Consider the following 20,538-nt stretch of genomic DNA (forward strand, 5'->3'; position numbering starts at 1 on the left):
ATCGATCAGCCCCCATTCAGGATGGCCCGGCATCCCGTACGTTCCAGCACGGGCTTCAACGCCGCGCGATCGCCGGCATCGAGCGCGGCAAACTTCGCGTGCAACTGCTGCAGGCACTTGACCTGATATTTGAACGGCGCGAGCGCGTAAGGCAGCCCCCAGACATCGATTTGAAGCCGCTCGAACCCTTTCGCGAATGCATCCGCATTGGCGGCAAGGAACGGCAAATAGAGTTCGCCCGCGATCCGCAGCAGCGCTTCAGCGAACCCGCCAAGCGCCTGCTCGCGCGGATACCAATTGCCCTCGACACCGGACGCATCATCGAGTCGCCGTACCCAGTGATCGGTGAACGGCGCGCGTTCGCGCATGATCCGCATCGGAGTCGGATCGGTCGCCATCTCGCTGAGTTGTCCGAACCAGGCAAAATCCGCCAGCGACGGCCGGCTGCCGAACAGATAGTTCGTCATGCCGACATGCGGCTCGAACGCGGCGAGGATCCGCCGATAGCTCTCCTCAAGCAGCGGCCTGTTCTCGTCCGTCGCGCCGAGAATGACCATGCGCGAAATCTGACGCTGCCGGAACTCCTCGATCTCCTCGCGGCTGCCGGCCTCGGCCTCCGAGGTGGACCATTCCTCGCCGGCCCAGCGCGAGACGTAGGCCTGGTCTTCCGGATCCCACCAGCGATAGAGAAACAGCGGCTTCACCGCCCATTCGTCGGCGACGTCCTCGAGCAGATCGCAGACAAATGCAACGGCCTTATCCCGGGGGATCACCGAGCGCCCCTGGTGACGCGCTTCCAGATCATAGGCCAGCGTCGTGGTCTCGCCGCGGTAGCTGCCGTCGGGGTATTGCAGCACCGGGATCAGCATCGGCTTCAGATGCGCGGTCGCTTCGCGCAGCGCCTTGGTCATTATCACCCAGTCGTGCGGGATCCGACGGTAGCGCATCAGCGCGCGCAGCTTGATCGCATAGGGCGACGCGGTCGAACCGATCAGGCGATAGCGGCCTTCCATCATGACGACGCCTCCGGAAACGCCGGGTTGCCGTAGGGATAGAACCGTGTGAGGTCGACATTCTTGTAAGGCAGCTTGTCCAGACGCGTCGTGCCGAGGAACGGCTGGTCCGGCTCGACCAGCAGGATCGTCCTGGCAAAGCCATTGTCATCAAAACCGCGCCGGAAATGGACCCGCGATTTGATCGCCATCACGTCGAATGCACCGATATCAGGCACCAGCGCCTTCAGTGAGAACGGATCCATGACCTGCACCAGATAGGTGGAGAGGATCAGCACATTGTCGCGGCCGAAACGCACGCAGACCCAGAACTGCCCGTAGCCCTCGACGGCAGCCGAGACGGTGCCCTGAATGCGAACCGGATCGCCCGCCGACTCGTCGGCACGACCACCGATCTCGATGTCGAAGGCATCGCCGGCCTTGGCGCCGGACGCCTTCAGGCTTGCCGTCGCCCTGCCATCCGCAATGGTGGCGATCACCGTGTTGGCGAGGTCCTGCGCGATGATCTCGCGCAGCAGCCAGGTCGCCGATCCCGACCGGTCGCTGTGATCGGCGAGCACCACTGGCGTGTTGCCATCAGCGACGGCCTGCTTTGCCAGCGCCACGCCCTCGGCGATGCTGTGCAGCCTGGTCGAGTGCAGCAGCGCCTCGCGCAGCCGCCAGATCGTGCCGGCGAGATCGCGCGCGACCTGCTCGGCGAGCTTTGGGTTGTCGTTGGTCAGGACCTGCACGGTCATGCCGACATCGGGAACATCGGCGAACGGGAAGCCGAAGAAGATGTTGACGTAGACGTCAACCTCGCGGGCCTCCCAGACGAGCGCACGCTGTACGAGATCCATCCACGGACGCGCGCCGGTCCATTGCAGCACGGTCGGCGAGATCACGGGAACCTTGATGGTCCTGTGCGCCGGCTTGTAGTCGCCGCGGATCGCCCGCACCAGCATGCGCGCCGCCCGCTCGCCCTGCAGATGCGCGTCATAGTGCGGGAAATATTTGACGGCGAACGCCATGTCCGCCTGCACGAGGAACGCCCCGTCCTCGTTGCCGTGAAGATCGAAGGTCGCTGCAATGAAGGCGGAGCGGCCGACCACCTCGCGGACCTGCCGCGCCAGATCGGCCTCCGGCCGCGGCACGCCGCGCACCGCCATCGCACCATGCAGACACAGATAGACGCCGTCGAACGGCCCCTCCTCCCTGAGCCCGGCGATCATCTTGCCGGTGAAGGTGCGATAAGCTTCCTCCGTGATCCAGCCCGATCCGGTGTAGGTCTTCGGCCAGAGCGGCGACTCGATGCCGACCAGCTCGACATCGGAGAACTCGCGAGCCACCTGCACGAAGCCGCCCATGTAGTTCTTGGGATCGAACTGCAACAGCGCCTCGCCCTTCGCCGGCGAGCCCGGATAGATGAAGTCGTCGAGCGTGGTCTCGTTCGGCAGGAACGAAACGGTTTCGTGGGAGAAATGCAGGACGGCGATACGGATCTTGCGATCGCTCATTTTCTTCGTGCGCCTCGGCTTGTTTTCCGCATACTGGCATCGAACCCGCGGTGCGCCAATCCGCATTCGGTTTTTGCCCGCCAGACCTGCAAATAAGCAGGCGCGCTAGAGCTTGCCGCCGCGCGGATTCTGCTATGTTCCACGCCAACAACCCCCGAGGTTTCCCAAGGAGAGAACGCCATGAATCCCCCCGTCAGCTCGCCCGCGATCAAGGTGGTCAAATCCGTTCGCGAGCAGGTTAGCGCCGAGGAGTGGCAAGCCCGCGTCGATCTGGCCGCCTGCTATCGCCTCACGGCGATGTACGGCATGACCGAGATGATCGCGAACCACATCTCCTGCCGCGTGCCTGGGACAACCGACCAGTTCCTGATCAATGCCTACGGCATGCTGTATGAGGAGATCGACGCGTCCAGCCTGATCAAGGTCGACGTCGAGGGCAACACGCTGCTCAACGCCACCGACTACGACGTCAATGTCGCCGGCTTCGTCATTCACAGCGCCATTCACATGGCCAAGCACGACATGGACTGCGTCGCGCACACCCACACCCCGGCGGGCATGGCTGTCTCCGCGATGGAATGCGGCCTGCTGCCGCTCGCGCAGACCTCGATGCGCTTTCTGCGCATCGCCTATCACGACTTCGAAGGCATCGCCGACAACATCGACGAGCGCGAACGCCTGGTCCGCGACCTCGACGTCAACGAGGCGATGATCCTGCGCAACCATGGCCTCCTGGTCGTCGGCCGCACCGTGCCGACCGCCTTCAACGTGCTGTTCCGCCTCGAGCGTGCCTGCCAGACCCAGGTAATGGCCATGTCCTGCAACACCAAGCTGATTTATCCGCCGCAAAAGATCCTCGAAGACACCTATGAGCGGATGCTGCCCAAGCCCGGCCGCGCCGCGCGCAACGGTGAGCTCGCCTGGCCCGCTCTGCTCCGCAAGCTCGATCGCGCCGACCCCTCGTACCGGGACTGAGGCGAAATCGCGCCTTCGCATCAACTTTGGGCGGCGCTTGCCCGCTATTTGAGCGCACGCTTTGCTCTGACATCGCCGATGCTAGCTGTCGGCGAGACGGCAGGTGCGTGCGATGAAAACCTTCATTCGCGTGGTTGAACTGTGGGTGCCCGATCAATCCCGGACGCGGCTGGAATTCGGCGGCAGCCTCTGCAGCACCGAGTTCGCCGAATTCCAGGCGGTCAGCGAGCACGCCCTGTTCGCCTATGACGAGAGCCTTCCCGGCAAGGCCTGGGCGAGCGGCCATCCGGTCATCCTGACCGAATTCGCCAACTCCTATTTCAAGCGGACCGACGAGGCGCTCGAAGCCGGCCTGACCTGCGGCGTCGCGCTTCCGGTGTTCGCCGGCGAATTCCTGATGGCGGTGATGGTGCTGCTCTGCGGTGACGACAGGAGGCATGTCGGCGCGATCGAGCTCTGGCACAGCGATCCCAACAGATCCCACGAGATGGCGCTGGTCGACGGCTACTACGGCACGGCCGACATGTTCGAGTTCAACTCCCGTCACACCAAATTCCCGCGCGGCTTCGGCCTGCCCGGCCGGACCTGGAAGGCCGGCATGCCGCTGATCATCAAGGATCTGCACAATGCCAAGGGATTCCTGCGCTGGGAGGATGCATCCGAGATCGGCATCAATTGCGGTGTCGGCATCCCCTACACGACCAGCGACCAGACCTGGGTGGTGACATTCCTGTCGGCCCAGGCGACGCCGATCGCGCGCCGGTTCGAGATCTGGGTGCCGAACGAGCAGCGGTCGGCGCTCGTATTCCACTCCGGCGATTGCAGCGAGCAGTCCGATCTCGCCACGCTCTATGCGGAAAAGACGATCCGCCGCGGCGAAGGCAGCATTGGCGGCGCATGGGCGACCGGCATGCCCGCGCTCACCGAACATTTGAAGCAGGATGAATCGGTTGCGGCCGCACTGGCGCGTGCCTCCGGCATGAACCAGGTGGTCGCGCTGCCGGTGATCGAGAACGCCCGGCTCAAGGCGGTGCTTGCCTGGTATCTCTGATCGGTCGAGGCGAATTCGCCGCGTCGCGATCCGCGAATGCACAATGTTTCGTTCTCGCGGCACGATGTGTCCGAGCTTTGCATGTCGTTCCGCCCTCTCCTTGAACAGAGGGCGCAGGGAAAGCCGGGTGCCGATCGCACCCATGGGTCCCGTGCAGAAAAAAGCACGGGAGGTAGGACCACAGGTGTAACCGGAAACACGCCGGCTTTCCCTGCGCGATGGTTTTACGGCTTACTTCGTGCTCTCCCCGGCGAGACTGGGCTTGCTTGTCACCGCCTTCGCCAAACGCTTGCGCGTTTGACTAGAGGACACCGGCCACTAGGGCGTCAGGACCACACGACTTCACCGTCCGCCTCATGCGCACTCGTCAGTTGCGCAATCGGCGTCCACCGCATCTCACCGCAACACTCGTGACGATCGCGAAGCGCCCCTCAATCGGGTGAGACGGGTAGATTGAACATCTGAGTTGGGTAAAACGCGAAGCGGAAAATTGCCCGTCGGGTTAATTTGTCGCAGGCGCTGCGCTCATATGGCCTTGCGCTTCACAGCGTGCGATCGAGTGTGATTCGGAGATCAAGCTACGTTCATTCGCCCCGCAAGTCCGGATTGCTTGCCGGGAGATCATCTGGGATTCATTTGAGCATGTCGGCTTTGGACCAAAGAGGCGACACCGTCGGCACACCAAAAGCTCGGCATTACTGAGCCTTGATGCCCGCCTCTCGAATGACCCTTGCCCACTTGGCGCCTTCCGTCTTGAACAGGGCCGCAGCCTCGTCAGGCGTACTGCCGACCGCTTCGAAGCCGAGCGTCGCCATTTTCTCCGTGATGTCCGGCAGCGCGATGATCTTGACGATCTCGCGATGGAGCAGCGTGGCAATCTCCTTCGGTGTTCCGGCTGGAACGATGAACGCGAACCATCCCTCCCCCGCTACTTCAAGATAGCCGGCTTCCGCCATGCTGGGCACCCCCGGCAGTGCCTGCGACCGCATCTTGCTCGTCACCGCCAGGGCGTGCAGCTTGCCTTCCTTGATCTGCTGCACGGCTGGTGGCAGCGAGGTGAAGGCGATGGGCGTATGCCCGGCGAGCGTCGAGGCGACCGCCAAGCCTGCGCTGTTGAAGGGCACGTGTACAAGGTCGAGGCCGAGCAAGAGGCGGAAGTGCTCGCCGACGAGGTGTGGCGGTGTCCCCGTCCCTGGAGAAGCGAAGCTGTATTTGGCGGGACCGGATTTGACCAAGGCAACGAGATCTTTGACCGTCTGGACGTCCAATGACGGATGAACCGTGAGCACCGTGGGCGAGGTGACGGCAATCGTTATCGGGTCGAAGTCCTTGTAGGGATCGTAGGGTACCGTGTCGTACATGGCCGGGTTGACGACGATATTTGGCGGAACCACAAGCACCGTATAACCGTCGGGTGCCGCTCTCGCGCCCTGCCCCATGCCGATATTGCCACCGGCACCTCCGATGTTCTCGACGTAGAACTGTTTTCCGAGACGTTCGGACAATTTCTGTGCGGTAAGGCGCGCCAGTATGTCTGTCGGGCCGGCGGCTGCGTAAGGAACGATCACACGCACCGGCCGTGTCGGATAGCTTTGCGCCGGCGCAGCGACCGAGAGAAAGGGCGCGAAGGCCACACCCGCTGTTAGCTCTAGGAATTGCCGGCGCAGAAGTTTCATGACGGCTCTCCGGACTGTCGGGAAACGCCGCCTCAAAGGACAACCGGGCTGCAATGTTTCCCAAAACGGAGCTTGATTACCACCGCATAGAAAGACGAGATATAATATAGATATATGAAAAATGATATCGAATTGGATATGACAATGGAGCTTAGACATCTCCGGTATTTCATCGCGGTCGCAGAAGAAGGACATATCACCCGAGCCGCAGAACGCCTCGGCATGCAGCAGCCGCCGCTCAGCCAACGGATCAAAGCAATTGAGCGCGAGTTGGACGTTCAGCTCTTTCGCCGGAAGGCACGTGGTGTCGAACTGACCGAAGCCGGGCGCGTCTTCCTTGACCATGCGCGCGCGATGCTCACGCAGAACGAGCGAGCAATCGAGTCAACACGACGCTCAGCGCGAGGCGAGCAGGGCCGGCTTTGCGTTGGCGTCACTCCCACGGGTCCATTTCATCCATTCGTGCCGCGTGTCATCCGCGCGTTCCGGGAGGCCTTCCCGCTGGTGAGCCTGACCCTGGAGGAGTGCCTCAGCCCAGATCTCCTCCAACGACTCCGAAACGAGCAGATGGACGCTGCCTTTCTACGAACGCCGATGACCGAACCGGAGGACGTTGTCGTCGAGGCTTTGCTCGAGGAACCGATGGTCATGGCCTTGCCCAGTGCCCATGCGCTGGCTCAGAACGACGGCGATGACGCGGTGTCATTGAAAGATCTCGCCGGCGAAACCTTCATCGTCTATGCGCGCCAACATGGGCCCGGGCTGTATGACGCAACGACTGCGGCATGCCTCAAGGCGGGCTTCAGTCCACGGCTCGGCCAGGAAGCGCCCCGCATCACCTCGGCGCTGAGCCTCGTTGCAGCCGGCCTCGGGATTTCCGCTGTTCCGGCTTCCATGGAGCGAATGATCATGGACGGTGTTGCGTATCGGCGCCTCAAGGGACCCAATCAACCGAAAGCTGTTCTGAACCTCGCATCCCGCCGGGGCGACCCGTCAGCCGTGGTTCGACACTTCCTGAGGTTGGTCAAGCGAGCAGCGAGAAATTTTCGATCCGTCAACGCATCCTGAGCGCTTCGTCTGCTTGCAGTCCGCAGGATGGGTGGAGCGCAGCTCCACCAATCCCGCACGCGTCGCGTGATTTGCCCGCGGCGCGTTTTCAACTAAGGTCGCCGGATGGACATGCTCGTCAAGCTCTATGCCCTGCCCGATTCCCGGCCCGCCTACGATCGATTGCAGCAGGCCGGGATTGTCATGCGCCGTGGGCTCGCCCCCGAAAAGCACAGGGTCGTCGCTTGGGTGCGGGAGACATTCAGCGAGGCATGGGCCAGCGAAACCGAGGTGGCGTTCAGCCGCCAACCGGTTTCCTGCTTCATCGCGATCCAGCAAAAGAAGATCGTGGGATTCGCCTGCCACGACGCGGCCTGTCGCAACTTCTTCGGTCCGACCGGCGTCGCGCCGAAGGCTCAGCAGAGCGGAATCGGCAAGGCCCTGCTGTTCGCCTGTCTTGAGGACATGAAACACCAGGGGTTCGGCTACGCCATCATTGGTGGCGTCGGGCCAGCAGAATTCTATTCGAAGGCCGTCGGCGCGGTGGCCATCGAAGGCTCCGCGCCAGGCATCTATCGGGGACTGCTGTAGTTCGCAGGATGGTCGAGCCCACGGGTCAGCGCGACGCGCGGTCCGATGATAAACTCACCCATCGGCTTCGTTCCGCGGATCAGGATGCTGGGTCTGACCTCGCTCTCCCGCTAGAACCCTGCCTTCGCGAATTCAGGACAGAACCTGAAATCCGTTCGACTTACCCGCACAAGTTGCGTGCCGACGACGGCACGCCGGACCAGATGCGCACCACGCGCTGCGCTTCCACGATGCCGCCCCTCGCATCGAGGCGACAAAAATATTTGGTGCCGGTCGCCAACGACACGACATGAGGACCTTGCGCTTGACATGCTGCCGATGGTCAACTCGCTGATCGGAATGTTCCTGCATCGTTGGGGGAAACATGAAGTTCAAGTTGATTGCGATCGCGGCCGGTCTGGGGCTCGCACTCGCCGCCACGGCTGCGGCCCAGACACCGCGCAAGGGCGGGACCATTCGCATGACGGCACCCTATGGCTCAAGCTTCACCAGCATGGACATTCACACGACACCGCGTGCCCAGGACGAGATCTACGCCAAGGCTCTGCACCGGTCGCTCTACATCTGGGACTCAACGGAGGGCAAGCCGGTTCTGGAACTTGCCAAGGAGGTTGTCGTCTCGGGCGGGGGTCTCATTCATACCTTCAAGCTGCGCGACGACGCCTATTTCCACAATGGCCGCAGGATGACGGCGGACGACATCATCTGGTCCTACAATCGCATCATGGACGGCACCAAGGCCTATCCCGGCGCACGCTTTGTCCGTGTGATCGAGGGCGCGGCCGAGGTCGAGAAGGGCCAAGCCAAGGAAATCTCCGGCTTGAAGAAGATTGACGACTTCACCCTCGAAATGAAGCTGACCGAGAAAGTCGATCCCGCCTTCTATTTCTTCACCGCGTTGACCTCGATCTATCCCGCCGACGAGGGAGCGAAGGAGAGCTTCATCCAGAGGCCGATCGGTCTTGGTCCATTCAAGTTTGTCGAGCACGTGCCGGGATCGCGCATCGTTCTGGAACGGTGGGACCGGTTCTACAAGCCCGGCAAGCCATACGCCGACAAGCTCGTCATATCGCTGATGGGCGAAGCCGCGGCGCGCGATGTCGCCTTCCGCAACAAGGAAATCGACACCTCGGTGCTGGGGCCCGCGCAGTATGTCGCCTATCAGGCCGACCCCAACCTCAAGGGCACCATCGTCGAGGTCGCGGAGGTCTTCACGCGCTATATGGGGATGAATCCCGCATTCAAGCCTTTCTCCGACAAGCGGGTTCGGCAGGCCATCAACCATGCGATCGATACTGATCTGATCATCAGCAAGCTGGTCAAGGGCAAGGCCTATCGCGCCACGAGCTGGCTGCCCCTAACCTCGCCCGCGTACGACAAGGCCATGAAGCCCTACCCCTACGATCCCGCGAAGGCGAAGCAATTGCTCGCAGATGCGGGTTATCCCACGGGCTTTGAATTCGAATGGACGACCAGCCAGAATGAAAGCTGGGGCTTGCCGATCGTCGAAGCCGCCATCCCGATGCTGGACAAAGTGGGCATCAAGGTGAAGGTGAAGCAGGTCGAGACCGCGGTGCTGGCAGAGGTCATTCGCAAGGGCGACTACCAGGCCTTTATCTATTCCCAGGCGACCGGCCCGGATCCGCAGGCAGCGCTCAAATGCTTCCACTCGGCGACGCCGCAATCGGCCTGCAACTACACGACCTTCAAGAACGCGGAGTTCGACAAGACGATCGATGAAGCCGGGCAGACCGACGACGCCGCAAAGCGCGTTCAGCTGCTGCAAAAGGCCAATGCGCTGCTCTATGAGGAAGCGCCGATCTGGTTCTTCAATTACAACAAGGCGGTGATGGCGGTGCAGCCCTGGCTCAAGGGAATTCAGCTGGACGCGACCGAACTGACCCATCAAAACGTCGAAGACCTTTGGGTCGACGACACCTCTCCGGCGAAGTGACTGGTGCCATCGCTCTCCCTCCATCGCAGGAAATGACGGAGGGAGTGAGGAAAACGTCCAATGCTCTCCTTCGTGGTCCGTCGAATCCTGCAAACCGTTCCGACCGTGCTGGCCGTCGTGCTGTTGATCTTTGTGTTGTTCAGCGTCGTTCCGGGCAGCGTCGTATCGAGCATGGGCGACGACGGCCGAGGTCCGACGGACCCGCAGGTCGTGGAACGCATGAAAAAGCAACTCGGCCTCGACGATCCCGTTTACATCCGTTTCGGCTCCTACATTGCGAAGCTCACGACAGGTGATTTCGGGACGTCGTTCCGGACCCGCGAGCCGGTCACGACCATGATTGCCAAACGGATATGGCCAACGCTGCAATTGATATTCGCAGCCCTGACGTTTGCGATTGCGGTCGGCGTACCGCTCGGTTTCGTCGCCGCGCTGAGGCCGGGCAGCATCGTCGATACGATCTCGATGGTGCTGGCGGTGTCGGGCCTTTCAATGGCCAAATTCTGGCTCGGGCTGCTGCTGATGTATCTGTTTGCATTGAAGCTCGGCTGGCTGCCGAGTTTTGGCTATGGCGATGGCGGGCTCAAATATCTGATCCTGCCTGCCGTGACACTCGGTGTTTCGCCGATGGCGCTGCTGGCACGGACGACGCGTGCAGCGGTGCTCGAGATCATGACCGCGGATTTTGTCCGGACAGCGCGCTCGAAGGGCATGAGCGAGACCCGGGTCGTGACGTGGCACGTGATGCGCAATGCCCTCGTCATCATTCTCACGGCGATCGGCTTGCAATTCGGCGTCGTGATGGGTCAAGCGGTCGTCGTCGAGAAATTGTTTTCCTGGCCGGGCATCGGCTCGCTGCTGGTCGACAGCGTCCTGCAGCGCGACATTCCGGCCGTGCAAGGCACTATTCTCGTGGTGGTGCTGTTCTTTCTCACCATCAATACATTGGTTGACATGCTCTACGGCGTGATCGATCCCAGGATCAGATACGCATGAGCGGCGGCCGGTTTCATCACGCCTGCGCACGATCGATCTTGCAGCCTGTCACGGCGGAGCGGCCGCGATGAAGCTTGGAACCAGCGCGATCATCGGCGGAGTGCTGTTCGCGCTTGCGATCTTCGTCGGCCTGTTCGCGCCCTGGCTGGCCCATACGGATCCAGTCATGGGCGCCAACCTCATGAATGCGGAAGAACCGCCGAGCTGGATCTGGTGGTTCGGCACCGATGCGCAGGGCCGCGATATCTATTCCCGCGTCGTGCACGGCGCACGCATCTCGCTGACGGTCGGCATCGTCTCGCAGCTCGTCAATAGCGTCATCGGCGTGACGCTGGGCTTGACCGCAGGCTATTGGGGCGGCTGGTGGGACGATTTCGTCAACGGGCTGACCAACCTCATGCTCGCGATCCCCTCGCTGATCTTCGCACTCGCCATCATGGCAGTGCTTGGACCCGGCCTAACGAGCCTCCTGATCGCGCTCGGATTGACCAACTGGTCCTTCACCTGCCGGATCGCACGGGCCTCGACGCTATCGCTCAAGAGCCAAGGCTATGTGCAGGCTGCAAGAGTGCTCGGCTATGGAGACTTGCGCATCATGATCACGCAGCTGCTGCCGAATATGGTAGGCCCCATCATTGTCATCGGCACGCTGGGCATGGGCGGCGCGGTACTGGCCGAAGCTTCACTTTCGTTCCTCGGCCTCGGCATCCGTCCACCCTATCCAAGCTGGGGCAGCATGCTGTCGGAGGCCCGCGACCAGATCACCACGGCGCCATGGCTGTCGGTCTTCCCGGGCCTCGCCATATTCCTGACGGTGCTCGGCCTCAATCTGCTTGGCGACGGATTGCGTGACGTTCTCGATCCCCAGTCGCGGAGCCGACGCGCATGACGGCTGCTCCGCTGATCGAAGTCGAGGACTTGCGCATCGATCTCGACGACGGCGCCACCCGTGTTGCGGCGGTCGAGGGTATTTCATTCCGCATCGATCGTGGCGAGACATTCGGCCTTGTCGGCGAGTCCGGCTGCGGCAAAAGTATCACGGCTCTCGCCCTGATCGGCCTGTTGCGCCGGCCGCTCTCGATCGCGGCCGGCGCCATACGCCTCGAGGGCCGCGAGATTCAGGGACTTTCCGCGACCGAGCAACGCACGCTGCGCGGCAACCGCATCGCCATGATCTTCCAGGAGCCGATGACGGCGCTCAATCCGGTCTCGCCGGTTGGTCGGCAGATCGCGGAAATGTTTGTGCTGCACAAGGGCAAGAGCTGGCGCCAGGCGAACCAGCTGGCCGTCGAGGCGCTGGCGAACGTCCGCGTCCCCGCGCCGGAGCGGCGGGTGAAGGATTACCCGCACCAGCTTTCGGGCGGCATGCGCCAGCGCGTGATGATCGCCATCGCGATGGCGTGCGACCCGGATCTTCTGATCGCCGACGAGCCGACCACCGCGCTCGACGTAACCGTACAGGCGGAAATCATCGAGCTGATGCGCAATCTGTGCGCCGAGAGAGGCACGGCGATCTTGATGATCAGCCACGATCTGGGCCTGGTTGCCAACGTCTGCCGCCGCGTCGGCGTCATGTATGCCGGTCGCATTGTCGAGCAACGCCGCTCGGATGACATCTTCCGCGCCTGCGCGCATCCCTACACGCAAGGCCTGGTCGATTCGCTGCCGCGGCTCGGGAGTCGCGCGGCACTTGGCCGGTCGCGGCTCAGGGAAATCGCCGGCGTCGTACCGGCGATCGCGGACTTTCCAAGCGGTTGCCGCTTCAATCCGCGTTGCGCGCGGGCGACCGAGATCTGCAGGACCACCGTACCGGAGACGACATGGCTCGGTGCTGGCGGCCTAGTCAGGTGCCACCATCATGCTTGAACCCGCGGTGAGGCCCGGCGACGAAGTCATCCTCAGCGTGAAGGATCTCGCGGTTCATTTTCCATTCGGCGGCGGCCTGCTGGGGGGCGGCCGTCGGCTGCTGCGCGCGGTCGACGGCATCGATCTCGAGCTCAAGCGCGGCGAGTGCCTCGGTCTCGTCGGCGAATCCGGCTGCGGCAAGTCGACCGTCGCACTTTCGCTGCTTGGGCTCCTGACGCCGACGCGAGGCAGAATCGTGCTGGACGGGCACGTCGTGACGGACCGGCGATCGGTCGATCGCAAGCGATTGGCCCGTATCGCCCAGATGGTATTTCAGGATCCCTACGCCTCGCTCAATCCACGCCAGACCGTTCGCCGCACGCTTGAAGACCCGCTGCGCCTGCATGGTGTGACGGCCCAAAGCGAAATCGACGGTCGCGTCGCGGCGATGCTCAGGCACGTCGGCCTGCGGCCCGAACAGGCCGGCCGCTACCCGCATGAATTCTCGGGCGGCCAGCGCCAGCGCATCGGCATCGCCCGCGCGCTGATTCTCAATCCAAAGATCGTCATCTGCGACGAACCGGTATCGGCGCTCGATGTCTCGATCCGTGCCCAGGTCATCAATCTGCTGCTGGAACTGAAGGAAAGTCTGGGCCTCTCCTACATCATGATCAGCCACGACCTCGGCGTGGTCGAGCACATGAGCGACAGGGTCGCGGTGATGTATCTCGGCCGCATTGTGGAGACAGGCGGCTGGCACGAAATCTTCGAACGGCCGGCACACCCGTATACGCAAACCCTCATCGCCGCCATTCCCGATCCGCTACGCCGCGCACCGCTCGCGACGACCAAGGGCGAGCTTCCCAATCCCCTCGATCCGCCGGACGGATGCGCATTCAGTCCGCGCTGTCGTTACGCCGAAGCGAGGTGTCATCGCCAGCCCGGGCCTTCGCTTGAAACGCGTCCGGACGGGCACGCGGTCCGGTGCTGGCGAGCTGACGAAATTGCCGGTCAGGCGACCTGACCTCTTCGCGCGCTAGCTTGTTGTCTAAGCATGATCTTTTCGGAAAACCGCTTCGCACTTTTCCGGATCATGCTCTAGCGCAGCTTCCCGAAGAACTTGCGCACCTCGCCGACGAACAGCTCGGGCTGTTCGAACGCGGAGAAATGTCCGCCCTTCGGCATCTCGCTCCAGTGCTGGATGTTGGTGAAGCTCGTCTCCATCCATTTGCGGACCGGCGTGACGATCTCCCTGGGGAAGACGGCAACGCCGGTCGGCACGCTCACCTTGTGCGGGGTTCGTTTGCCAGGCCCAAAGCTCTCCCAGTAGAGCCGCGCCGACGATGCAGCCGTCGCGGTGACCCAGTACAGCATGACATTGTCCAGCAGCTCGTCACGGCTGAGGATGTTCTCCGGATGCCCGTCGCAGTCGGTCCAGGCCCAGAACTTTTCCAGGATCCAGGCCGCCTGCCCGCTCGGCGAATCCGTCAGGCCATAGCCGAGCGTCTGCGGCCGGGTGGACTGCTGCTTGGAATAGCCGGAATCCCAGTCGGCATAGTATTTGATGCCGTTGAGTGCCCTCGTCTCCTCCGGCGTCGGCTGGCCGTCGACATTGGGCCGGGTCGACATTGCAAGCGTAATATGAATGCCGGCGCAGTGAGCTGCGTCCTGCCCGCCGATCGCGGTGGTGACCGCGGAGCCCCAGTCGCCGCCTTGCGCGAAATAGCTGGTGTAGCCGAGCCGCTGCATCAGGACCGCCCAGGCCTTGGCGATCCGATCGACGCCCCAGCCTGTCGCGGCTGGCTTGGCCGAGAAGCCGAAACCCGGCAGTGACGGACACACCACATGGAAGGCATCGGCGGCGCTGCCGCCATGCGCCGTCGGATCGGTCAGCGGTTCGATCACCTTGTGGAATTCGACCACCGATCCCAGCCAGCCATGGGTGATGATCAACGGCCTCGCCTCCGGATGTCGCGAGCGGACATGAATGAAGTGAATGTCGAGCCCGTCGATTTCGGTCGTGAACTGGTTGAAGCGGTTGAGCTTCGCCTCGCGCTGCCGCCAATCATACGTCTCGGCCCAATGGTGGCAGACGTCCTTGATCCATTTCAGCGGCGCGCCCTGGCTCCAGTCGTCGACCAACTCGGCCTCCGGCCAGCGGGTCCGGCGCAGCCGGATACGCAGATCCTCGAGGACATCGTCATTGACAGCGATGCGAAACGGGCTGATGGCGGTATTCATGGCGTCTCCCCGGGATGCAGACCTTCCCGGGCAAGATAGGCGCGCGCAGCTCGCCGATCAAACGCGATACGGCGCTACCTGCCGATCGCCGCCTCAAGCAACGCCTGGGCCTGCCTGGTGGCCTCGGTGAATGCCGGCTGTTGCGGCGCGCGCTCGGTGAAGCAGCGCTTGAATGCGTCCTCGCCCTGCTGGCGCAAGTCGCCGAGCTTGTCATACGCCGTCCTGGTGATCTGCTTGCGCTCGAACTTCTCGGCCGCGGCGGCGGCCTTCTTGGTGTAGTCGGCACGGATCTCGGTGCAGGCCGGCACCTGCACGGCCGGCTCGATCTCGCCATAGGCGACGTACATCTTGCCCCCGGCGAGCGCCGCAACGAACACCTCGTCGGCCTTGTCAGGGAACGAATCCTGGGTGCGGCCGGCGAGGAAGCCGTAGGTCAGGATGGCGGACGCGGGCCTAACGACCGGCAGGTCGTTGAAATTGACCACCGCGGCATCGGTCGAAATCGCCTGGGTGTAGAGGCCCTCGAACTTCAGCGCTGCATCGACCTGCTGCGGCACATTCTTGCTGCCCTTGTCCCACCATGTCTTGTGTTCGTGCAGCCAGTGCGTGAACAGGGCTTCGGTGGTGACGATGATATGGGCTTTCGGCTCGACGAAGCTCCCGTCGGCGCGGTTGTCGCCGATCTTGGCGCCATCCCAGCCGGGGTCGGCATCAAATCGCAGACCGTCCAGCATGCCGAACCCCATATCGCCTTTATATAGAGTGTCGAGATTGAGCTGGGCGGGAGCAAAGCCCGGCCGCGCCGGCTGTGACAGGATCGCGGTCAGCTGCCTCTTGAGTTCGTCGCGCGCGTCTGCCTCAGCCTTGTCGATGGCCTCGCCGACCTTGCCGTCCTTTTCCTGCTTGGCGAATCTGGCGATCGCAGCGTCACGTGCGGCAAGGTAGCGATCTTCCGGCGAAGCCGCGTGGGCGTGCGAGAGGACCAGGATCGGGGAAATAACGATGGCAAGGCGGATGATAAAATGCATGCCCTGTGGTCGCCCTCAGGGCATGCAAGGTTCAAGGTCACGGGTACTACCAGCATATCCGTCGCCGGCAGGCCCTCTGCCGGCGCAGGATCTCTCAGGGCTGAGCCGGTCAGGCCGCCACTGTCGTCAGGCCGCCCTTGTCCGGCTGCCTTGGTCAGGCCGCTTTGGACTGCGCAACATGAGTAGCGATCGCGTCCATCAGCGGCGGCGACAGGCAGTCATAGGGCTCGAGCCCAAGCTCCTTCAGCCGCGACCTGATCCCGGCCATATCGGCCGGCTTGACGCCGGACTCGATCACCGACGACACGAAGGCGGCAAATCCGGGCGCTGCTGAGCCGGACTCCTGGAACAGCTCGGGATGGATGAAGTCGAGGCCATAGAACGGGTGGCCCTTGTTCTCGATCCGGCCGTACATGTGGGTGCCGCATCCCGTGCAGGCGTGACGCTGGATCACCGCCGCGGCATCGACGATCTTCAGCTTGTCGCCGTTCTCCAGCACGGTGACGTTCTCGCGCGGAACCACCGCGACCACCGAGAAGGTGGCGCCCGACGGCTTCCAGCACTTGGTGCAGCCGCAGGCGTGGTTGTGGGCAACGTCGCCCTTGACCCCGACCTTGACTGGCTTGTCCGCGCATTTGCAGACGAGCGTGCCGCCGGCGAAACTGCCGGAGCCTTGCTTGACGCCATTGTCGACCGACGGGTGGATATGAACAGTCATTGGTCTATCCTCCTAGTGCTTGGTGTTTTGATTTCAGAATACGACGACCGAACGGATCGACTTGCCCTCGTGCATCAGGTCGAAGCCCTTGTTGATCTCGTCGAGCTTCAGCAGGTGGGTGATCATCGGATCGATCTGGATCTTTCCGTTCATGTACCAGTCGACGATCTTCGGCACGTCGGTGCGGCCGCGCGCGCCGCCGAAGGCGGTGCCCTTCCAGACGCGTCCGGTGACGAGCTGGAACGGACGCGTCGCGATCTCCTTGCCGGATTCCGCGACGCCGATCACGACCGAGACACCCCAGCCGCGGTGGCAGGCTTCCAGCGCCTGACGCATCACGTTGGTGTTGCCGGTGCAGTCGAAGGTGTAGTCGGCGCCGCCGTCGGTCAGGCCAACCAGGTGCTGGACGATATCGCCGCTCACCTTGGTCGGGTTGACGAAATGCGTCATGCCGAACTGGCGGCCCCAATTGTCCTTGGAATCGTTGATATCGACACCGATGATCTTGTCGGCGCCGACCATCCTGGCGCCCTGGATCACGTTGAGGCCGATGCCGCCGAGGCCGAACACGACGACGTTGGAGCCCGGCGTCACTTTGGCCGTGTTGACGACCGCACCGACGCCGGTGGTGACGCCGCAGCCGATGTAGCAGCTCTTGTCGAACGGCGCGTCCTCGCGAATCTTCGCAACCGCGATCTCAGGCAGCACGGTGAAGTTCGAGAAGGTCGAGCAGCCCATATAGTGGAAGACCGTCTTGCCCTTGTAGCTGAAGCGCGAGGTGCCGTCGGGCATCACGCCCTTGCCCTGGGTGGCGCGGATCGCGGTGCAGAGATTGGTCTTCTGGCTCAGGCAGCTTTTGCATTGCCTGCATTCGGGCGTGTAGAGCGGGATCACATGATCGCCCGGCTTCACAGACGTCACGCCGGCGCCGACCTCGCGAACGATGCCCGCACCTTCGTGGCCGAGGATCGAGGGGAAGATTCCTTCGCTGTCGAAGCCGTCGAGCGTGTAGGCATCCGTGTGACAGATACCCGTCGCCTTGATCTCGACAAGGACCTCGCCGGCCTTGGGGCCTTCCAGATCTAGCTCGACGATCTCAAGCGGCTTCTTTGCTTCGAATGCGACTGCGGCGCGGGTCTTCATCTTGGTCTCCACAAAACTTCAAACAGGTTTCTCATTCGCACCGGACACGCTCAGTTCTTGTTGCCCATGCAGGCGTCTTCCGCCTTGCCGTAGGCTTCCGATTTGTCTTCGTGCTTGGCCGGTCGAACACGCCCAACCGCGTCGTTGGCGCGGGCGCGCAGGTACACATAGAGGTCGTCCATGTAGCAGGCAACGTTCGGGTTATCGCCGAACGCCGGCATCACGTTTTCCTGCGACGTAGACACGTTCTTGCGCCCGCTCGCGACCACACCCATGAAGTCGGGATAGCTCATGGTCTTCAGCGAATCCTTCAACGCCGGCGCGTAGGTCGAGCCCATGCCATCGGGTCCGTGGCAGACGTGGCACTCCGAATGATAGCGGCGGTAGCCGGAGTAGGTGTACCAGTCCACCGCACCATCGGGCGCAACCTTGAACGTCGGGTTTCCATCCTTGTCGAGATACTTGCCGTCTTCGGATTTGACGGCGGTTGGATCACCTACGTCCTCGGCGGAGGCAACTCCCCCCATTGCCACGACGAAGATCGCAGCAGTCACAAACCAGATCTTACGCAAAAGCATATCCTCGCGTGCGGATTGAAGACGGACCGGCGCATGGAGATCGCCCCATGCGCCGGAACGAGGGTTGCTCAGCTCACTGCGGCAGCGCGAACACGGTGAGCGTTCCACCGAGCGCGGTGTAGTTGCTCAGCGCGGCATAGCCACCGACTGCACCGAGACCGGCCGTCGGATCAGTCAGACCGGCCGCGAGGCCGATGCCTGCCCAACCGCCGACACCCGACAGAACCGCAACGTACTGCTTGCCGCCATTCTCATAGGTCGTGACGTTGCCGATGATGCCGGACGGGGTCTTGAACTTGTAGAGCTCCTTGCCCGTCTTGGCGTCGACAGCCTTCAGGTAGCCTTCCAGCGTGCCGTAGAACACCACGCCGCCGGCGGTCGCGAGTGCACCCGACCAGACCGAGAACTGCTCCTTGTTCGACCACACGATCTTGCCGGTCTTGCCGTCCCAGGCGATGAAGTTGCCCATGTTGGTTTCACCGGGAGGCGGATACATCGACAGCGTCGCGCCTACATAGGGCTGACCTGCGGTGTAGCTCACCTTGAACGGCTCGTAGTCCATGCAGACGTGGTTGGTCGGCACGTAGAACAGTTGCGTGTCCGGCGAGTAGGCTGCCGGCTGCTCGTCCTTCGAACCAAGCGCCGCCGGGCAGATGCCCTTGACGTTGTGGTCCTCGCCGGCCTTGTCGGTCGACGCCGCGTCAAGAACCTTCGGACGACCATAGGTCGGTGAGCTCTTGTTCATGTCGACGCCGGAGGTCCAGTTCACCTTCGGATCATACTTCTCGGCGACCAGGAGTTCGCCGGTGGCGCGATCGAGGGTGTAGCCGAGACCGTTACGATCGAAGTGGGTCAGCAGCTTGCGCGCCTTGCCATCGATCGACTGATCCGAAAGGATCATCTCGTTGATGCCGTCATAGTCCCATTCGTCATGGGGCGTCATCTGGTAGACCCACTTGGCGACGCCGGTATCCGGGTTACGCGCCCAGATCGTCATCGACCACTTGTTGTCGCCGGGACGCTGCTTCGGATTCCAGGTCGAGGGGTTGCCCGACCCGTAATACACGAGGTTCAGCTCCGGATCGTAGGAGATCCAGCCCCAGGTCGCGCCGCCGCCGATCTTCCACTGATCGCCTTGCCAGGTCTTCAGGCTCGACTCCTTGCCGACCGGCTTGCCGAGCTCGGTGGTCTTGTCGTCGACCAGGATCTGGTCATCCGGACCTTCCGAGTATCCACGCCAGACCAGCTTGCCGGTCTTGATGTCGTAGGCGCTCATGTGAGCCTGAACGCCGAACTCGCCGCCGGAGATGCCGATCAGGACCTTGTCCTTGATCACCATCGGTGCGGAGGTGCCGGTCGAGCCCTTGCTCGGATCGCCGTTCTTCACGGTCCATTCCACCTTGCCGGTCTTGGCATCGAGCGCGACCAGCGTGGTGTCGGCCTGGTGCAGGAAGATCTTGCCGTCACCATAGGCGACGCCACGATTGACCGTGTCGCAGCACATCACCGGAATGACGTTCGGATCCTGCTTCGGCTCGTACTTCCAGACGATCTTGTTGTCCTGCGAAAGGTCAATAGCGTAGACCTTGTTCGGGAACGGGGTGTGCACGTACATCATATTGCCGATGATCAGCGGGCCGCCTTCGTGGCCGCGCAGCACGCCAGTCGAAAACGTCCAGGCTACCTGCAACTTTCCGACATTCGAGGCGTTGATCTGATTCAGCTTCGAATAGCGCTGATTGGTGTAGTCGCCGGTCGGCATCACCCAGTCTTTCGGGTTCTGCGCCATCTTGTGGAGTTCATCATTGGCATTGGCCGCTCCGACGGCAAATACCGCCATTGCCCCAAGACCGGTCGCGTAAAGCAACTTGCGCATCGTGGTTTTCCTCCCAGGTTCAAGAGCTCAAGGGTTTCCGCCGAAACGGCCCCACTTCTTCCATTTTGGTGTCCCAGTCGTAGTCCCATCAAACCCTGCTGACTTGCCCAGAAGCGAAGAGCCGTTTGCTCAGCAGCGAAGCTTTGTCGGATTTTTGCAAGCCATGGCCCGAATTGGCAGGAAAGGCTGCTTCATGTTGCAGGGCATCAATCGCAGCCGGCGCAATTCGAGCGCCAGATTTATGCGTGCCAAGGTAGCGCTTGACGAGCCCAGAACTAAGTCGGAGGATCACCCGACATTAACCGGGAAG

At 62.5% G+C, this 20,538-nt stretch carries 18 protein-coding genes; 9 read left to right on the forward strand and 9 right to left on the reverse strand.

What is annotated here, in order from left to right; all coding sequences use genetic code 11:
• Window positions 1-5 precede the first annotated feature (5 nt).
• Together ABIB78_RS07465 and ABIB78_RS07470 are read right to left on the reverse strand one after the other, a co-directional pair.
• Entirely contained in the window at window positions 6-1,016 is a 1,011-nt protein-coding gene (locus tag ABIB78_RS07465; protein ID WP_429023182.1) for a glutathione S-transferase N-terminal domain-containing protein, read from the reverse strand.
• Window positions 1,013-2,509 (reverse strand): M81 family metallopeptidase, encoded by a 1,497-nt coding sequence (locus ABIB78_RS07470; RefSeq protein ID WP_429023184.1) that lies wholly within the window; start codon window positions 2,507-2,509, stop codon window positions 1,013-1,015. Before ABIB78_RS07470 ends, ABIB78_RS07465 begins: the two co-directional genes overlap by 4 nt.
• Before the next feature lie 180 nt (window positions 2,510-2,689).
• Here ABIB78_RS07470 and ABIB78_RS07475 point away from each other — a divergent pair, with 180 nt between their 5' ends.
• Together ABIB78_RS07475 and ABIB78_RS07480 are read left to right on the forward strand one after the other, a co-directional pair.
• A complete protein-coding gene (locus tag ABIB78_RS07475) occupies window positions 2,690-3,484 on the forward strand; it encodes a class II aldolase/adducin family protein (protein WP_429023186.1) in 795 nt (264 codons plus the stop codon).
• A 112-nt stretch (window positions 3,485-3,596) separates the two neighbouring features.
• A complete protein-coding gene (locus ABIB78_RS07480) occupies window positions 3,597-4,535 on the forward strand; it encodes a GAF domain-containing protein (RefSeq protein WP_429023188.1) in 939 nt (312 codons plus the stop codon).
• 695 nt (window positions 4,536-5,230) lie between these two features.
• On the opposite strand, the gene ABIB78_RS07485 is transcribed toward ABIB78_RS07480, so the two are convergent.
• Window positions 5,231-6,211 (reverse strand): Bug family tripartite tricarboxylate transporter substrate binding protein, encoded by a 981-nt coding sequence (locus ABIB78_RS07485; RefSeq protein ID WP_429023190.1) that lies wholly within the window; start codon window positions 6,209-6,211, stop codon window positions 5,231-5,233.
• Window positions 6,212-6,325: 114 nt separating this feature from the next.
• On the opposite strand from ABIB78_RS07485, the gene ABIB78_RS07490 reads away from it, so the two are divergent.
• The 7 genes from ABIB78_RS07490 (at window position 6,326) to ABIB78_RS07520 (ending at window position 13,668) form a co-directional block, all read left to right on the forward strand.
• Window positions 6,326-7,279 (forward strand): LysR family transcriptional regulator, encoded by a 954-nt coding sequence (locus ABIB78_RS07490; RefSeq protein ID WP_429023192.1) that lies wholly within the window; start codon window positions 6,326-6,328, stop codon window positions 7,277-7,279.
• A gap of 105 nt (window positions 7,280-7,384) precedes the next feature.
• Window positions 7,385-7,849, forward strand: coding sequence for a GNAT family N-acetyltransferase (locus tag ABIB78_RS07495; protein ID WP_429023193.1), 465 nt, complete (start codon window positions 7,385-7,387; stop codon window positions 7,847-7,849).
• A gap of 364 nt (window positions 7,850-8,213) precedes the next feature.
• The gene (locus ABIB78_RS07500) at window positions 8,214-9,803 is read left to right on the forward strand and encodes an ABC transporter substrate-binding protein (RefSeq protein WP_429023196.1); all 1,590 of its coding nucleotides are present in this window, start codon (window positions 8,214-8,216) and stop codon (window positions 9,801-9,803) included.
• Window positions 9,804-9,863: 60 nt separating this feature from the next.
• Window positions 9,864-10,799 (forward strand): ABC transporter permease, encoded by a 936-nt coding sequence (locus ABIB78_RS07505; RefSeq protein ID WP_429023199.1) that lies wholly within the window; start codon window positions 9,864-9,866, stop codon window positions 10,797-10,799.
• Window positions 10,800-10,866: 67 nt separating this feature from the next.
• On the forward strand, window positions 10,867-11,688 hold the full coding sequence (locus ABIB78_RS07510) for an ABC transporter permease (RefSeq protein ID WP_429023202.1): 822 nt from the start codon (window positions 10,867-10,869) through the stop codon (window positions 11,686-11,688).
• A complete protein-coding gene (locus tag ABIB78_RS07515; RefSeq protein ID WP_429023205.1) occupies window positions 11,685-12,665 on the forward strand; it encodes an ABC transporter ATP-binding protein in 981 nt (326 codons plus the stop codon). The genes ABIB78_RS07510 and ABIB78_RS07515 overlap by 4 nt, the downstream gene beginning before the upstream one ends.
• Window positions 12,658-13,668 carry an ABC transporter ATP-binding protein gene (locus tag ABIB78_RS07520; RefSeq protein ID WP_429023207.1) on the forward strand — a complete coding sequence of 337 codons (1,011 nt, stop codon included), beginning with the start codon at window positions 12,658-12,660 and terminating at the stop codon, window positions 13,666-13,668. The genes ABIB78_RS07515 and ABIB78_RS07520 overlap by 8 nt, the downstream gene beginning before the upstream one ends.
• A gap of 74 nt (window positions 13,669-13,742) precedes the next feature.
• On the opposite strand, the gene ABIB78_RS07525 is transcribed toward ABIB78_RS07520, so the two are convergent.
• The 6 genes from ABIB78_RS07525 to xoxF5 all read right to left on the reverse strand — a co-directional run bounded on the left by ABIB78_RS07525 (window position 13,743) and on the right by xoxF5 (window position 20,228).
• Window positions 13,743-14,885: an epoxide hydrolase family protein gene (locus ABIB78_RS07525; protein WP_429023209.1), complete on the reverse strand. Its 1,143-nt coding sequence runs from the start codon at window positions 14,883-14,885 to the stop codon at window positions 13,743-13,745.
• 74 nt (window positions 14,886-14,959) lie between these two features.
• A complete protein-coding gene (locus ABIB78_RS07530; RefSeq protein WP_429023211.1) occupies window positions 14,960-15,913 on the reverse strand; it encodes a hypothetical protein in 954 nt (317 codons plus the stop codon).
• Window positions 15,914-16,067: 154 nt separating this feature from the next.
• Window positions 16,068-16,631 carry an S-(hydroxymethyl)glutathione synthase gene (gene gfa, locus ABIB78_RS07535; protein WP_429023214.1) on the reverse strand — a complete coding sequence of 188 codons (564 nt, stop codon included), beginning with the start codon at window positions 16,629-16,631 and terminating at the stop codon, window positions 16,068-16,070.
• 33 nt (window positions 16,632-16,664) lie between these two features.
• Window positions 16,665-17,774, reverse strand: a complete 1,110-nt coding sequence (locus ABIB78_RS07540) for an S-(hydroxymethyl)glutathione dehydrogenase/class III alcohol dehydrogenase (protein WP_429023216.1) — start codon at window positions 17,772-17,774, stop codon at window positions 16,665-16,667.
• A gap of 50 nt (window positions 17,775-17,824) precedes the next feature.
• Window positions 17,825-18,301: a c-type cytochrome, methanol metabolism-related gene (locus ABIB78_RS07545; RefSeq protein ID WP_429024031.1), complete on the reverse strand. Its 477-nt coding sequence runs from the start codon at window positions 18,299-18,301 to the stop codon at window positions 17,825-17,827.
• A 124-nt stretch (window positions 18,302-18,425) separates the two neighbouring features.
• Window positions 18,426-20,228, reverse strand: coding sequence for a lanthanide-dependent methanol dehydrogenase XoxF5 (gene xoxF5 / locus ABIB78_RS07550; RefSeq protein WP_429023219.1), 1,803 nt, complete (start codon window positions 20,226-20,228; stop codon window positions 18,426-18,428).
• Window positions 20,229-20,538: the final 310 nt, after the last annotated feature.

The sequence above is a fragment of the Bradyrhizobium sp. I1.14.4 genome, assembly GCF_050435825.1.
Classification (GTDB): domain Bacteria; phylum Pseudomonadota; class Alphaproteobacteria; order Rhizobiales; family Xanthobacteraceae; genus Bradyrhizobium.

Bases quoted from the DNA above. Each gene is read 5' to 3' on its own strand.
- ABIB78_RS07545 (WP_429024031.1), bottom strand. From the start codon at position 18,301: ATGGGGGGAGTTGCCTCCGCCGAGGACGTAGGTGATCCAACCGCCGTC.
- ABIB78_RS07520 (WP_429023207.1), top strand. From the start codon at position 12,658: ATGCTTGAACCCGCGGTGAGGCCCGGCGACGAAGTCATCCTCAGCGTG.
- ABIB78_RS07525 (WP_429023209.1), bottom strand. From the start codon at position 14,885: ATGAATACCGCCATCAGCCCGTTTCGCATCGCTGTCAATGACGATGTC.
- ABIB78_RS07480 (WP_429023188.1), top strand. From the start codon at position 3,597: ATGAAAACCTTCATTCGCGTGGTTGAACTGTGGGTGCCCGATCAATCC.
- ABIB78_RS07530 (WP_429023211.1), bottom strand. From the start codon at position 15,913: ATGCATTTTATCATCCGCCTTGCCATCGTTATTTCCCCGATCCTGGTC.
- ABIB78_RS07485 (WP_429023190.1), bottom strand. From the start codon at position 6,211: ATGAAACTTCTGCGCCGGCAATTCCTAGAGCTAACAGCGGGTGTGGCC.
- xoxF5 (WP_429023219.1), bottom strand. From the start codon at position 20,228: ATGCGCAAGTTGCTTTACGCGACCGGTCTTGGGGCAATGGCGGTATTT.
- ABIB78_RS07540 (WP_429023216.1), bottom strand. From the start codon at position 17,774: ATGAAGACCCGCGCCGCAGTCGCATTCGAAGCAAAGAAGCCGCTTGAG.
- ABIB78_RS07490 (WP_429023192.1), top strand. From the start codon at position 6,326: ATGAAAAATGATATCGAATTGGATATGACAATGGAGCTTAGACATCTC.
- ABIB78_RS07510 (WP_429023202.1), top strand. From the start codon at position 10,867: ATGAAGCTTGGAACCAGCGCGATCATCGGCGGAGTGCTGTTCGCGCTT.
- ABIB78_RS07465 (WP_429023182.1), bottom strand. From the start codon at position 1,016: ATGATGGAAGGCCGCTATCGCCTGATCGGTTCGACCGCGTCGCCCTAT.
- ABIB78_RS07495 (WP_429023193.1), top strand. From the start codon at position 7,385: ATGGACATGCTCGTCAAGCTCTATGCCCTGCCCGATTCCCGGCCCGCC.
- ABIB78_RS07470 (WP_429023184.1), bottom strand. From the start codon at position 2,509: ATGAGCGATCGCAAGATCCGTATCGCCGTCCTGCATTTCTCCCACGAA.
- gfa (WP_429023214.1), bottom strand. From the start codon at position 16,631: ATGACTGTTCATATCCACCCGTCGGTCGACAATGGCGTCAAGCAAGGC.
- ABIB78_RS07500 (WP_429023196.1), top strand. From the start codon at position 8,214: ATGAAGTTCAAGTTGATTGCGATCGCGGCCGGTCTGGGGCTCGCACTC.
- ABIB78_RS07505 (WP_429023199.1), top strand. From the start codon at position 9,864: ATGCTCTCCTTCGTGGTCCGTCGAATCCTGCAAACCGTTCCGACCGTG.
- ABIB78_RS07515 (WP_429023205.1), top strand. From the start codon at position 11,685: ATGACGGCTGCTCCGCTGATCGAAGTCGAGGACTTGCGCATCGATCTC.
- ABIB78_RS07475 (WP_429023186.1), top strand. From the start codon at position 2,690: ATGAATCCCCCCGTCAGCTCGCCCGCGATCAAGGTGGTCAAATCCGTT.